Annotated in this window: 8 protein-coding genes; 2 read left to right on the top strand and 6 right to left on the bottom strand. The window is 48.2% G+C overall.

Features of this window, described 5'->3' with window-relative positions; genetic code table 11:
* Positions 1–24: 24 nt before the first annotated feature.
* From AC1S5B_RS04060 to AC1S5B_RS04075, 4 genes are all read right to left on the bottom strand, one after another.
* A complete protein-coding gene (locus tag AC1S5B_RS04060; RefSeq protein WP_482034424.1) occupies positions 25–1,578 on the bottom strand; it encodes a serine/threonine protein kinase in 1,554 nt (517 codons plus the stop codon).
* A gap of 248 nt (positions 1,579–1,826) precedes the next feature.
* Positions 1,827–2,276, bottom strand: coding sequence for a hypothetical protein (locus AC1S5B_RS04065; RefSeq protein WP_482034425.1), 450 nt, complete (start codon positions 2,274–2,276; stop codon positions 1,827–1,829).
* A 110-nt stretch (positions 2,277–2,386) separates the two neighbouring features.
* Positions 2,387–3,595, bottom strand: coding sequence for an anhydro-N-acetylmuramic acid kinase (locus tag AC1S5B_RS04070; protein WP_482034426.1), 1,209 nt, complete (start codon positions 3,593–3,595; stop codon positions 2,387–2,389).
* A 29-nt stretch (positions 3,596–3,624) separates the two neighbouring features.
* Positions 3,625–6,732 (bottom strand): GAF domain-containing protein, encoded by a 3,108-nt coding sequence (locus AC1S5B_RS04075; protein WP_482034427.1) that lies wholly within the window; start codon positions 6,730–6,732, stop codon positions 3,625–3,627.
* Between the two features lie 254 nt (positions 6,733–6,986).
* Between AC1S5B_RS04075 and AC1S5B_RS04080 the strand changes: the two genes are divergently transcribed.
* Together AC1S5B_RS04080 and AC1S5B_RS04085 are read left to right on the top strand one after the other, a co-directional pair.
* Positions 6,987–8,435, top strand: a complete 1,449-nt coding sequence (locus AC1S5B_RS04080) for a folate/biopterin family MFS transporter (RefSeq protein ID WP_482034428.1) — start codon at positions 6,987–6,989, stop codon at positions 8,433–8,435.
* A 1-nt stretch (position 8,436) separates the two neighbouring features.
* Complete coding sequence (locus tag AC1S5B_RS04085) at positions 8,437–9,945, top strand: carotenoid oxygenase family protein (protein ID WP_482034429.1); 1,509 nt, start codon at positions 8,437–8,439, stop codon at positions 9,943–9,945.
* Between the two features lie 4 nt (positions 9,946–9,949).
* Here AC1S5B_RS04085 and AC1S5B_RS04090 read toward each other — a convergent pair whose 3' ends face one another.
* A complete protein-coding gene (locus tag AC1S5B_RS04090) occupies positions 9,950–10,843 on the bottom strand; it encodes a helix-turn-helix domain-containing protein (RefSeq protein ID WP_482034430.1) in 894 nt (297 codons plus the stop codon).
* A 218-nt stretch (positions 10,844–11,061) separates the two neighbouring features.
* Positions 11,062–12,672, bottom strand: coding sequence for a TM0106 family RecB-like putative nuclease (locus AC1S5B_RS04095; protein ID WP_482034431.1), 1,611 nt, complete (start codon positions 12,670–12,672; stop codon positions 11,062–11,064).
* Positions 12,673–12,706 lie beyond the last annotated feature (34 nt).

The following is a 12,706-nucleotide window of genomic DNA, read 5'->3' on the forward strand; positions in this document are numbered from 1 at the left end:
TGCCCACAAGCCTTTTTAAAGGTTTTATGACCACGGTGAAGTGTTAGAAGTGCTTTCTAAATCCTCAACAATTTTAGGCTTGAGCTTCTCAAATTCTTCTTGCAGCAAGTTTTTGGTCATGCTGGGCTGTCCAACGGATGGGGAAGATTGGCTGACGATCGCCCACTGCTTCAGCAAAGAACATTGAGCAGGATGAATGGTAATCGTAATTGCATGGGCAGATTGAGATGGATCTTCTAAGGCAAACAACAATATCTGGTATTGGCATCTTTCACCCATCAAACGGAGCATTTCTCGCCCAAACGGGGTCTTTATATCCAGGTAACAGCGGAGCCATCGAGGTCCTTGTTCTTGGCTATGAAATCGGTTATAAATTGCCGTTAGCCACAACACCATCGGATGAGGCGACATGGAACACAGAAAATTTTTGTAGATGCGGTTATAGATTCGATTCACTTGTAGGCTGTGAATTTCCTTTTGGGGCAACATCACCCAAATCGTGGGCAAAGTTTCCCTGCCAGTCGAAAAAATTTGTGGAAATACAATTTGAGCAACAGGCTTATCTTTAGGCCACGTTGCCTGAGAAACAATATCGCCGGATGGAGAGGGCGTAACGGATCGCGATCGCCCTTCAGTCAAAGTTTTCTTCGCTAGTGCCTCGCTAATCCGAGTTCCAATATGCTGATTTGCACTATAGCGTTGCTCCAGTGGTTCCAGCGCTTTCAAAACTTCAGCGATCGATTGAGGACGATTCGCTGACTTTTTCTCCAAACATCCCATCACCAAGTTTTCTAGGGCATTGGGCACCTTCAAGCTGGGATTCACTGATTTAAAGGTGCGAGGTGATTTGGAGTGATGCGCTTTGTACCAAGCACCAAACGTATGAGTTTCTGCTTGCAGTGGCATTTTGCCCGTCAGCATCTCAAACATCATGATACCAAGACTATAGACATCGGAGCGAGAATCTAGATCTTGCCCTTCCATTTGCTCTGGAGAAGAGTAAGGCAGAGTTCCCATAAACGAACTGGTTTGCCCACTATCTTCTTGAAGCAATTTGGCAATGCCAAAATCCAAAATTTTAACCAATTCGCCTAACAGGGCATTTTGGCTCACTAAGATATTACTGGGTTTAATATCCCGGTGAATGATCGGGCATAGTTGACCATCCATCAAAATACCTTGATGGGCACATTGCAACCCTAAGCAAATTTGACGAGCAAGGCTTAGAAACCGAGGCAGCAACAGGGTTTCTGTGCTGATGATTTCGCTCAGGCTTGACCCTTGAAGATACTCCATGACGTAAAACGGTACGTCGTCTTCGTTAATGCCGTAGTCGGTTACACGAACGATATGAATACTTTTTTGACCGAGTTGGGCGCAGGTACGAGCTTCAAATTTGAAGCGATCGCGCAACTTATCGTTGACTATCAATGCTTGAGATAAAAACTTAACGGCAATAACTCCGCCTAGCAAAACATCTTCAGCACGATATACCCTTCCCATAGCTCCTTTGCCTACCAGTTCAACCAGTTGGTAGCGGTTGGAAAGTAAGTGTCCGATGTGTGGGTCTGTTGTCATACGAGCAGCCAACGATGAAAGCCTCGCCCTATAAAAATGATCGATGTGAGCAAAGTAGCTTCAGTGTAGCCAAATTAGAAAAGTATCCTCTATCTATGATGGTGACTTAGCAACGACCTAGCTAAAAAAATAAAGCAATTAAGAATTGAAATGCGCTCTGTTTGCTAGTAATCCCGTAAAGCAATCTCAATGCTTCATTTTGACAGTTTTTTTAGCGATCGCCCGTTTTCTAAATGACTCCAAGTCTTTTACTCTAGCTGTTGTTCTAAGGTTACTTCCATCGTACTGGTTAAGTAATGCCCTGCCATGATGCCACTAGAGAGATAATATTTATTTTCTTCAACCCGATACATTGTTTCAAACCCGCTTCGTCGCTGGCGATCGCCCAATACCCAATAGCGCTGTACAATTGATTCTTGAGCAACCCATCCTTCTCCTTCCACCCGCCCCAACAAGCTATGTTGCAAAACAAAGGTGTACTGCCGCTCTCCTGCATCGAGTCGCCCTCGATATTGAAGTGAAATTTCTTCGCGTTCACTATTGGGAAAAGTCAGCTTGGTCACCATTGTGAACCAGTAGTCATCTCGACTCCAGCCCACTAAGGTCTTGCCAAGGACTGGAATTGGCATACCATTTCGCTCTAGCCAGTGCCCCCGCATTGTCCAGCGTCCTGGCTGTATTAAAAAGGTATGAGCCACAACGTTATCCTTCGACTCGACAGCAGATGCAGTACTGATCCAACAGGTACCCAATGCTATCACGCATCTACAACACTAACAGGTAGGGAAGGGGAAAGGGGAGAGAAGACTCAGAACTTGAAACTCTGATGAATTTCGCCCAGGAGGACGGGGCGGGTGGCTCCGGTGACGGCAGGGAGGTTGCCGGGGATTTGATGGAGTCGCCAGTATGCCAGAACTGCAAACGCGATCGCTTCTTTGAAATCAGCATTGACACCCACATCATCGGTGGTTAATACGGGAATGGGATTGAGTCGGGATCGGATTCGTTGTTTGAGGTATTGATTTTTGCTGCCGCCGCCACAGAGCAACACGCGATCGGGTAAGTGAGGTAAAAAAGTTTGGTAGCTGTGGGTAATGGAGGCAGCGGTTAATTCGGTTAAAGTTGCCAAAATATTTGCCGCTTCAGTCATGCTGTTCATGTCGCAGTCCGCTAAACATTGATGCAGATATTCCACTCCAAACAGTTCTCGCCCGGTTGATTTGGGCGGTTGCTGGTGGAAATAAGGATGCTGAAGCCAGCGATCGACTAAGGAGTAGCTGATTTGCCCAGTTGCTGCCCAGTTGCCATGATGGTCGTAGGTTTTGGCTCCCTGGCTGAGATGCTGCACTGCTAGGTCTAACAAGCTATTACCCGGTCCCGTATCCCAGCCCAAAATGCCTGCTTGCCAATCTTTTTGAGCGTCTATCGCAGGAAGATAAGCAAGGTTGCCAATGCCACCAATATTTTGCACACAGTTAGATTGGTGGGGCTGCCCAAACAGGCAAACATCAATTTTGGGAACCATGGGCGCACCGTGCCCGCCTACTGCAATATCGGCTGCCCGAAAGTTGCTGATGGTAGTGATGCCTGTGTGATGGGCGATCTCGTCTCCGCGTCCCAATTGTAAACTGTAGCCGAGGCGAGGCGAGGGGGTCTCTAACTCCGCACTCTGCACTTCGCCATTCGTAACCCGCCATTCGCCATTTTTTGCGGGTCGATGAAAGACGGTTTGCCCGTGGGAGCCAATCAGTTCGGCGGTGGGATGCCCGGTTTGAATCGTGAGGGCGGCTTGGGCAAACTGGTGAGCGATCGCGTCATCTAAGGCTGCAAGGTCGGCGATCGGTAAGGCTGCACCGGCACAGACCGCCAAAATTTGTTCACGCAAAGTCGGGGGATAGGCAAGCGTTTCTCCTGCTATCAACGTGACTTGTAAGTCTGTGGTGGAGCCAGAAATATCCACCAGTGCTGCGTCTATTCCATCGACTGAGGTGCCGCTGATTAAACCAATTACGAGCATATTAAAGACTAGAGATTAAGAGCTAGAGATTAAGAGCTAGGAATTAGACTACTGGGTGGAAATGTGACTGTAAAGGTTATTTGGTCTGAGTGGCTAGCTACTTTAAGATCAGCGCCAATATGAGCAACTAGTTTTTTGACTAATGCCAATCCCAAACCCACTCCACCATAGCGCCAGGGATCGCTGCTGGGAATGCGATAAAACTTGTCAAAAATCCGGGGTAATTCCTCAGCAGAAATGAGTCCAGTATTTCCAACTTCAATACACAGCCCCGCGATCGCCCGATAGACAGACACTTGGATGACCTCGCCGCTAGGAGTGTATTTACAAGCATTGTCGAGCAATTCGGACAGGATGCGTCCTAAGTGAGATAAATCGGTGACGAGGGCGGGTAAGTTTTCGGAGGTTTCTAGCTGTAGGATTTGCCCTTGAGCTTCTATTCTTTGGTGGAACGGCTCTAGGGCGTGATGAATCCAGATTTGCGGGGTAATGGTTGATAAAATCAACGGCTCTGTCTCCGCATCGAGGCGAGAGAGATTAAGCAGGTCGTCGATTAGAGTGATTTCTCGCTGACATTCAGTTTGCAAAATTTGAAAATAGCGGCTGGCGTTGTTGGTTTCATCATCCAGGATGCCCAATGGTTTAAGCGCAATTTTCATCATTTGAATCGCCATTTTGATGCTTGCCATGGGGGTTCGCAATTCATGGGAGATGGTGCTGAGAAAATCATCTTTCAGATAGTTGAGACGTTCTAGCTCATTCACCTGAGCTTGGGCAGCTTGATATAACCGAGATTGACGCAGGGCGATCGCGCAGTGATTTGCCACAAGCTGCACTAAGCGAATTTCTGCCTCATTGAACACTTTTTGGCTCGGTCGAAATAACCATAGATCTCCTAGCACGCCTTGATCATCAAACATCGGGCACGCCAAAATGCTCTGCTGCCCTGCATCGGGTCTTGATAAATTTCTAGTGCTAAAGCAAAACTGAACGCACTGGTGTTCAAAAAGCTGCTGGTAAAAACAGTGATCGTCCTGATCGTCTTTGTTTTTAACTACAAACGTTTGTCCTTTTGCTGGAGCTAGAGAAGCCAGATATTCATGAGTGATAGAGACGGTGGTGAGGGTTGAGTTATAGAGTCCAGCGCTACAGCATTCAACCCCTAATCCTTGACCCAATGCATCGACAGCCGTTTGCAAAATCTGGTTTTCATCCAAAGAGTCACGCACATGATCGGTGATGCGTTTGAGCAAGGCTTCAAAGCTTAAGGCGCGATGAAGGGCAGTAGTCCGCTCTGATACTTGACTCTCTAGCTCCGAGTTGAGCCGCTGCACTTCGGTATAGAGTTCTGATTGTTGAATGGCGATCGCCAGTTGGGCAGCAATGGTGCTAGTTAATTCAACCTGCCAATCTTGCCAAACGACTGTAGGGTCATGACTCACCAGCCCGATGTGCCCCCACAGGCGATCGCTAATTCGGATAGGGATGGCTAACCAGGCTCCTGAAAACGTTTCAGCGATCGTTTGGTTAAACGCAGTCTCCAATCGAGTGATGTTATCTAGCCGCACGATTTCAAACTGCTTTAGTGAAGCCATATGAAGATTGTCAATATCAGAAATTCTTGACCCAACATTAGGCTGCAAAAGATTGGGAACAAGACAGTAAGAGGCTAAATAGACCCAGCTATTTTGCAGAGGTAAATATTGCAGGATGTTTGCCTGATCGACCTGAATCAGTGTGCCGATTTCAGAGACTGCGGTATTGAAAGTGGTTTGGAGATCAAAAGAATCTCGAACGGCTTGAATTATTTTGCAAAACGCTTTTTCGCGTTGGGCTTGGAGTTGGGTTTGCTGATAAAGCTGACTTTGTTGAAGGGCGATCGACAAACTGGTGGCAAGGCGTTTGAGAAACTGCACCTCCCAATCTTGCCACTGCCGAGGGGCAGAACATTGCTGCGCTGAGAACAAGCCCCAAAGATCGTCTCCTTGAAGAATGGGAATCACTAAATTTGCTTGGATTTGAAATTGCTTCAGCAAGTCCATATAGCATGGCTCTAATCCAGCCGCATCAATATTTTCAATCACGCTGACCGAGCCACGAGTAAACGGCAGTAAACAGTTTTCGGAGGCAAGATGGGTATCTAAGATTTCAAGCCCTAGGAGGGAAACCCAGCCCGGTGTGAGGGCTTCAACGATGACAAAACCGCTCCTATTGGGTTCAAATCGATAAATGACTACTCGATCCGTTTGTAAAAGCTGATGAATTTCGTGGACGGCGGTATTGAGAATATCATCTAGGTTAAGGGATTGACGGATGCGTTCTGCGATCGCCCCTAACAACTGTTCTCGTTCTGCTTGCAGCCGCAGATTTTGTGATTCCTGGTGACGTTGGGTAATATCTTGAAACACCAACACTCCGCCCGTAATTTCGCCGTTGCTATTGCGAATGGGGGTTGCCGAATCTCCTACTCTGCGGTCTAATCCGTCTTTGGTTCGCAACAGGCATTGATCGGGTAAGTTTACCTGGGTTCCTGCTTGCATTGCTTGCATTACAGGATTTTCTATTTGCTCTTGAGTCTCTGCATGAACTAAGTCAAGAATTTGGTTGACTGATGTGCCCAAGGCATCCGCTATTTGCCAGCCTGTGAGATTTTCGGCAACCGGGTTCATGAAGGTGATTAAACCGTTCTGATCAATGGCGATCGCGCCATCTCCAAGGCTAGCAAGCGTCGTGGTTAGCCATTGTTTTGTTTGCTCCAGTCGATTTTCTAAGCTGTGTCGTTGTAACGCAACGTTAATCGCCGCCTGAAGCTGTAGCTGATTGAATGGCTTAACAAGATATCCAAAGGCAGCCGCCGCGATCGCGCGTTGTAAAATTTCAGGGTTAGTCGTTGCACTGATATAGATAATTGGAATTTGTAATTGCTGATAAATGCGATCGCCAGCAACAATTCCGTCTATGTCTCCGGATAGATGAATATCCATCACAATTAGGTCGGGGCGAATTCTAGAAGCGGCTTGGATCGATTGCAGCCCATCTTTCACCATCGCCGCGACTTCGTGGTTTAGCTGCACCAAAAAGTTGCAAATCATTTGAGCCGTAGCGGATTCATCTTCAACAACCAAGATTTTCGCCATAGGAAGTGCAGTGTCTCGCTGAACAAATTCAGCATTAAGAAGCTATCATTTTGTCAGAAATCTAAGGAATGACTAGAGAGAAAACTTGGATCTTTTGCGATTTTCTTGAGATTGGAAGGAATCGGCGATGGCGACAATAGTGTCGTGGATAACAGTTGCAATTAAGAATGGCTCATCGCAGCGGTCAGATGCGATCGTGGAATCAAAGCGCTATCATGAAAGCTGCTATTGATAAAACTTGTAACAAATTATCAATGATTGTTTCTTCCTCTGGTTTTGCCAAAATCAAAGCCTCAGTTACAGAGAAGGTCTTCTTTGGTCACGAGCCTACTCCCGAACTGATCGCGATCTTACTGGTCTACTTTGTGCAAGGCATTTTGGGCTTAGCGCGGTTGGCAGTCAGCTTTTTCCTTAAAGATGATTTGGGGTTGGGGCCAGTTGAAGTGTCTGCCTTGGTTGGGGTGGCTGCCCTACCCTGGATGATTAAACCGCTGTTTGGGTTTATCTCCGATGGACTGCCCATTTTTGGCTATCGTCGTCGCCCTTATCTAATCTTATCTGGGCTATTGGGAACCCTCGCCTGGGTGGCAATGGCAACGGTAGTAAATACGCCTCTGGCTGCAACACTGGCGATCGCGGCGAGTTCCCTTTCCGTCGCCTTTAGCGATGTGATTGTCGATTCTCTGGTGGTCGAACGGGCGCGCAAAGAATCCGTGGGCAAAGCTGGATCGTTGCAGTCCCTCTCTTGGGGTGCTTCTGCGGCTGGGGGCTTAATGACTGCCTACTTAAGCGGCTACCTGCTAGAGCATTTCACCACGCGCACCGTTTTTGCCATCACGGCAGTCTTTCCCTTAATCGTCTCCTGTGTCGCCTGGATCATCAGCGAAACTCCAGTCAGCGATCGCATGGATTGGGGAGCCGTCAAACATCAGCTTCAGCAATTGCGGCAAGCATTAAGCCAAAAATCGATTTGGATGCCCACGGCATTCCTGTTTGTGTGGCAAGCAATGCCCACCGCAGAATCGGCATTCTTTTTCTTTACGACCAACGAACTCAAATTCACACCAGAGTTTTTAGGGCGAGTCCGCTTGGTTACTAGCTTGGCATCACTGATTGGCGTGTGGGTCTTTCAGCGGTTCCTCAAAAATGTTCCCTTTCGGACTATTTTTGGCTGGTCAACCGTGATTTCAGCCGCATTGGGAATGACAACTCTCTTGCTCGTAACCCATACCAACCGCAGTTTGGGTATTAGTGACCAATGGTTTAGCTTGGGGGATAACTTGATTTTGACGGTCATGGGGCAAATTGCTTTCATGCCCGTTCTCGTTCTCGCCGCACGACTTTGTCCTCCGGGTGTGGAAGCAACCTTGTTTGCGTTGCTGATGTCGGTTGTGAATTTGGCAGGATTGGTGTCCTATGAATCGGGCGCATTTTTGATGCATCGGTTAGGGATTACGGAAAGCAACTTTACGAATTTGGCGCTCCTGATTGTGATCGCCAACCTCACGACTTTATTGCCATTGCCGCTTTTGGGATGGTTGCCATCTAGCGAAGATATGCCTGAAGACTCCTACGATCACCAACCTCCGGCAACCTTAGAGCTAGATTCAGGTGCCTCTAAGCATCTTGCTCAACCTTTTCTGCCTGACCTCGTGACGGAGTTAGTTGTACAGTCGCGCGAACCGGAACCTGTAGAGGAATAATATGACCAGCATTGAACTGAACCCGTCTGTTTTGGAAAAGTCTTATCAACGGGAAGATTGGCAGCGGGGCTACAATTCTCTGGCGCAAGAATTTGAGTATTGGATTGATGAGATTGAGGGGGAGATTCCCGCCGAACTTCAAGGAACGCTGTTTCGGAATGGACCTGGCTTGCTGGAGGTGAATGGGGAGCAAATTCATCATCCGTTTGATGGTGATGGCATGATTTGCGCGATCGCGTTTCAAAATGGACGCGCCCACTTCCGCAATCGCTTTGTCAAAACTGAAGGCTATCTGGCAGAACAAGCAGCCGGAAAAATCTTATATCGGGGTGTGTTTGGCACTGCTAAACCCGGTGGCTGGATGGCAAATTTGCTCGATTTTCGGCTAAAAAATATCGCGAATACCAACATTGTGTATTGGGGTGGCAAACTGCGGGCACTGTGGGAAGCGGCTGAACCCTATGGGCTTGATCCTCGCACGCTCAACACCGTAGGGTTAGATTATTTGGATGGCGTGTTGAAACCGGGTGACGCATTTGCTGCCCACCCTCGGATTGATCCGGCTGGCGGTAAAGAGGGCGATGCTTGCTTAGTCAACTTCTCGATCAAGCCCGGATTGTCTTCCACCATTACCCTGTATGAGTTTGCAACCGATGGCAAGCTGCTACAGAAGTATGCTCACTCCACTCCCGGTTTTGCATTTATTCATGATTTTGCAATTACGCCTCACTACTGCATCTTTTTCCAAAATCCTGTCACGTTCAATCCCCTAAATTTTTTGGCAGGAATCCGTTCTGCCGCTGAATGCATTCAGTTTCATCCTGATAAACCGACCAAGATTGTAGTAATTCCCCGGAAGGGGGCAGGAAACAGGGAATCCGCTCAACTGACCGCATCTCGCACGTTTGAAACGCTCTCTGGCTTTGTCTTCCATCATGCCAATGCCTTTGAAGAGGGCAACGACGTGGTGATTGATTCGGTCTGTTATGAAGATTTGCCTGCGGTGGAGCCAGGAGGTGATTTTCGTCAGACGGATTTTGACGCGATCGCACCGGGCCATTTGTGGCGTTTTCGAGTCAATTTGCAAACGGGAACGGTCGATCGCCAATTGCTAGAAGGGCGCTGCTGCGAGTTTCCAGTGGTGCATCCTGCCAAAGTTGGGCGATCGCACCGCTATGCCTATTTGGGTGCTGCCCATGCGTCAACCGGAAATGCACCGCTTCAAGCCATCATCAAAATAGACACGCACTCTGGCAATCGCGCTCTTTGGAGTGCGGCACCTTGGGGCTATGTGGGCGAACCGATCTTTGTTCCTCGCCCTGCATCTGACTCACACCTGAATGCTGAAGATGATGGCTGGGTGCTGGTGATGGCGTTTGATTCTACTCGCGATCGCTCTGATGTGGTGATTCTGGATGGTCATGACCTGAGCCAAATTGCCCGTCTACATTTGAAGCATCATGTTCCCTACGGACTCCACGGTAGTTTCACATCCGAGTGCTTTGCTTAAGAGCTTAGGGTGATTTTTTCTCAGTTGGGAACGCAACTGTTACCACGTTACCCGCCTTACCTAGTGCTTTTGCTTCACCCTGGTTGAAGGAAGCGACCACTGCCCCTGCGTTACCCGCCACAACTACAATCCTTTTCTTCGCCTTCCAGGTTCGCTGTTCACCTTTGTCCAAAGTCCCCTCATAGTCAACTTTGCCATCAACTGAAATTTCAACCCAAGAGCGATCGGTTAACTTTAGGTCTACTTGCACTGGTTCCCCTGCCGTTGGGCTTCCGTTTTTAGCACCCGGTACAGCAGATGCATTAGGAGCAGACGAGGAAGCCTTTTCAGGAGAAGATGACCCCGATACGCCTGTAGTAGGAGCGTTTGTTGCAGTTGGAGTCGTCACAGCGCTCTTTTGCGGCTGATTGAAAAAGCTAAACGCAAAGGCACCCAAGGCAAGGGCGGCAACCCCTCCGCCTAACCAAAGTAAAACGGATATACCGGATTGGGGCGATCTCTCTGGGCGAGGGGATCTGCGATCGCTAGGTCGTTCGGCTCGCGGTTCGGGCTGTGGCTCTACTGGCAGCGGCATAGGGCGTGGAGCCGATGCCACAAGCTCAGGTTGCATCTCAGGTGCAGTATGAGCCAATGAAGCAGGTTCAACATCAAAGGCATCAGCAATCATCATGCCATCCAAACTTAAGGCATCGGCATACCGACGAATGAAGCCTTTGATGTAAACCGGTTCTGGCAAAATGTCTAGCTGTGCGGATTCAATCGCCTGCAAAATACGTTGAGGAATGTAGGTTTGTTTAGCAATCTTTTCAAGAGAAATCTCTTGATATTGACGTTGCTGATACAAATACTCAGCAATCTCCTTCAACTGCTCTACCTGAGTGGAATCCAAACCCTTCATACTTCTGCGCTCCTGAGAAATCTGCAACAGCCTTGCTTGCGGCGTTAAAACTCTAAATGACTAGTAAACAGTAAGATAGCGCAATCTATGAAAGGAAATTTATGAAATCCTGCTTATCCACAATCAAGTAAAGAAATATATAGTAAATGGGTCAGAGGTAGAGAGGTAAAGAAGCATAAGTAACCGATAGAAATTTGGCATCCCTGTCCCCTGCTCTCTCACGCTAACTCTGCTGATTGCTCAGCGATGGTTTTCATCATAAAACCCACCAGCCATTCTTTAATGTGGTGGGTTGCAAGGCAGTCGTCTTCGTTATAGGTAAGGATGGCATTAAGGTGTGCGCGATCGCCCGTACTGAGCCACTGAGCATACCAACAGATGGACTGAGCGCCATTGGCAGCAGGATCGCGCCAATCAAACCCTAGCCACCGGGCAATTTGTTTTAGGGCGTAACTTTCTACGGGCAGCGTGACTAATCGAGTGATCCGTTCATGCACATCCACAAAGCGGGATAGAAGCGGTTTTATCTGAGAGTGGGGAGTGCCATACAGTTTGGCGAGGCGTTCTACAGTTTGTACTTCAAACGGACAAAAATGGAAAATGGGTGCTGTTGGGTAGCGCTTAAACAACTCCAACAACTGTTGCCAAACTACCACCTCGTCTTCAGGGCGCTCTGCTAACAGCGCATGAAAGGTTTGGGTATTGGCAGAGCGATCAACGACTAATACCCCATGCAAATAAATTAGATTTAAGGTTGGCTCGGCTTCTATATCAAAATAAAGTTCAATCGGAGCCGTCGGCAGCAACTCTGCTAAGACCGCGTAAGAGTTATGGATAGGCAGTTCTAAATACTGATTCGCTGAATCCTTGCCGCTGGGGTGAAGGATTCCCTCAATCAGCAGTGCGCGATCGTGCAGCACAGAAAACGCTTGACGCACTAATTTGTCAGCCGCTTCTTTACCAAATCCCGGCAGGGGTTCTAAATGGCTTGGGTTTGTTTCTGCTAGCGCTTTCACCGTCACCAGGTTTAAGGCTTGTAACTGCACATACCGAGTGGGGGTGACACCGGGCAACAGAGAGAGGTGATAATCGATTTTGGCGATCGCGTGGCAAGCACTTAACCAATGACACAAGCTACAGCGGCTCCGCGCAATGAACACTTCTGGCTCCTGCTGCATCATCATCATTTGCATATATTCAGCCAAAATTTCCTGCATTCGGGGCAGCACTTCCCATAGATCCACAGAGTAATTGCCGCGATCGCGCAGCATTAGCCATGCCGTCTCTGCCCACGCCCCCTGCACCTCTGCTAGCACCATGGTATGAAACGCCACTGCTACTTGATATTCCAGTTTAGGACGTTTACCTAATTTGATTTCCGTCGGCACATACAGCCAATCTCCAAAATCAGAAATACCCGGATGTTTCACCAATAGATCAGGATTGCTTTTTAGAGTAATTCCGTTCTCTTTTTTAGTGAGTAGAATGCCTTGATGAATGCGATCGACTCCCTGACGCATCAAATCTAAGGTTGCCGCCGCCGCCGCTTGCCAATCTCTAGGAGGGTGCTTCGGCTGCACAACTTCCTGATTGGATAATACTGTTTGCTGATTGACTTGGCTGTCTTGTACCAGTTTTAAGACGTATTCATTTGCAGAATCTCGTTGGTCAAGATCCCCATATACGTCCAAGTAAGCCCTTCGACGACAGCGTTGATAATTGATTAACTGCTCTGCGTCTATCAGCATGACTTCACGGTAACAGGAAACCGTGCGAATTGTTTGCACTACCGGAAACAGGATACGGATCAAATTAAAAAGCGCCTCCACTAGGGAAGCGCTTTTCCAGGATATTAAGCTAGCA

Source organism: Leptolyngbya sp. CALU 1928, assembly GCF_056784215.1.

Coding starts and splice junctions, on each gene's coding strand:
- AC1S5B_RS04090 (WP_482034430.1), bottom strand. CDS start 10,843: ATGAAGGGTTTGGATTCCACTCAGGTAGAGCAGTTGAAGGAGATTGCT.
- AC1S5B_RS04080 (WP_482034428.1), top strand. CDS start 6,987: ATGATTGTTTCTTCCTCTGGTTTTGCCAAAATCAAAGCCTCAGTTACA.
- AC1S5B_RS04075 (WP_482034427.1), bottom strand. CDS start 6,732: ATGGCGAAAATCTTGGTTGTTGAAGATGAATCCGCTACGGCTCAAATG.
- AC1S5B_RS04085 (WP_482034429.1), top strand. CDS start 8,437: ATGACCAGCATTGAACTGAACCCGTCTGTTTTGGAAAAGTCTTATCAA.
- AC1S5B_RS04070 (WP_482034426.1), bottom strand. CDS start 3,595: ATGCTCGTAATTGGTTTAATCAGCGGCACCTCAGTCGATGGAATAGAC.
- AC1S5B_RS04060 (WP_482034424.1), bottom strand. CDS start 1,578: ATGACAACAGACCCACACATCGGACACTTACTTTCCAACCGCTACCAA.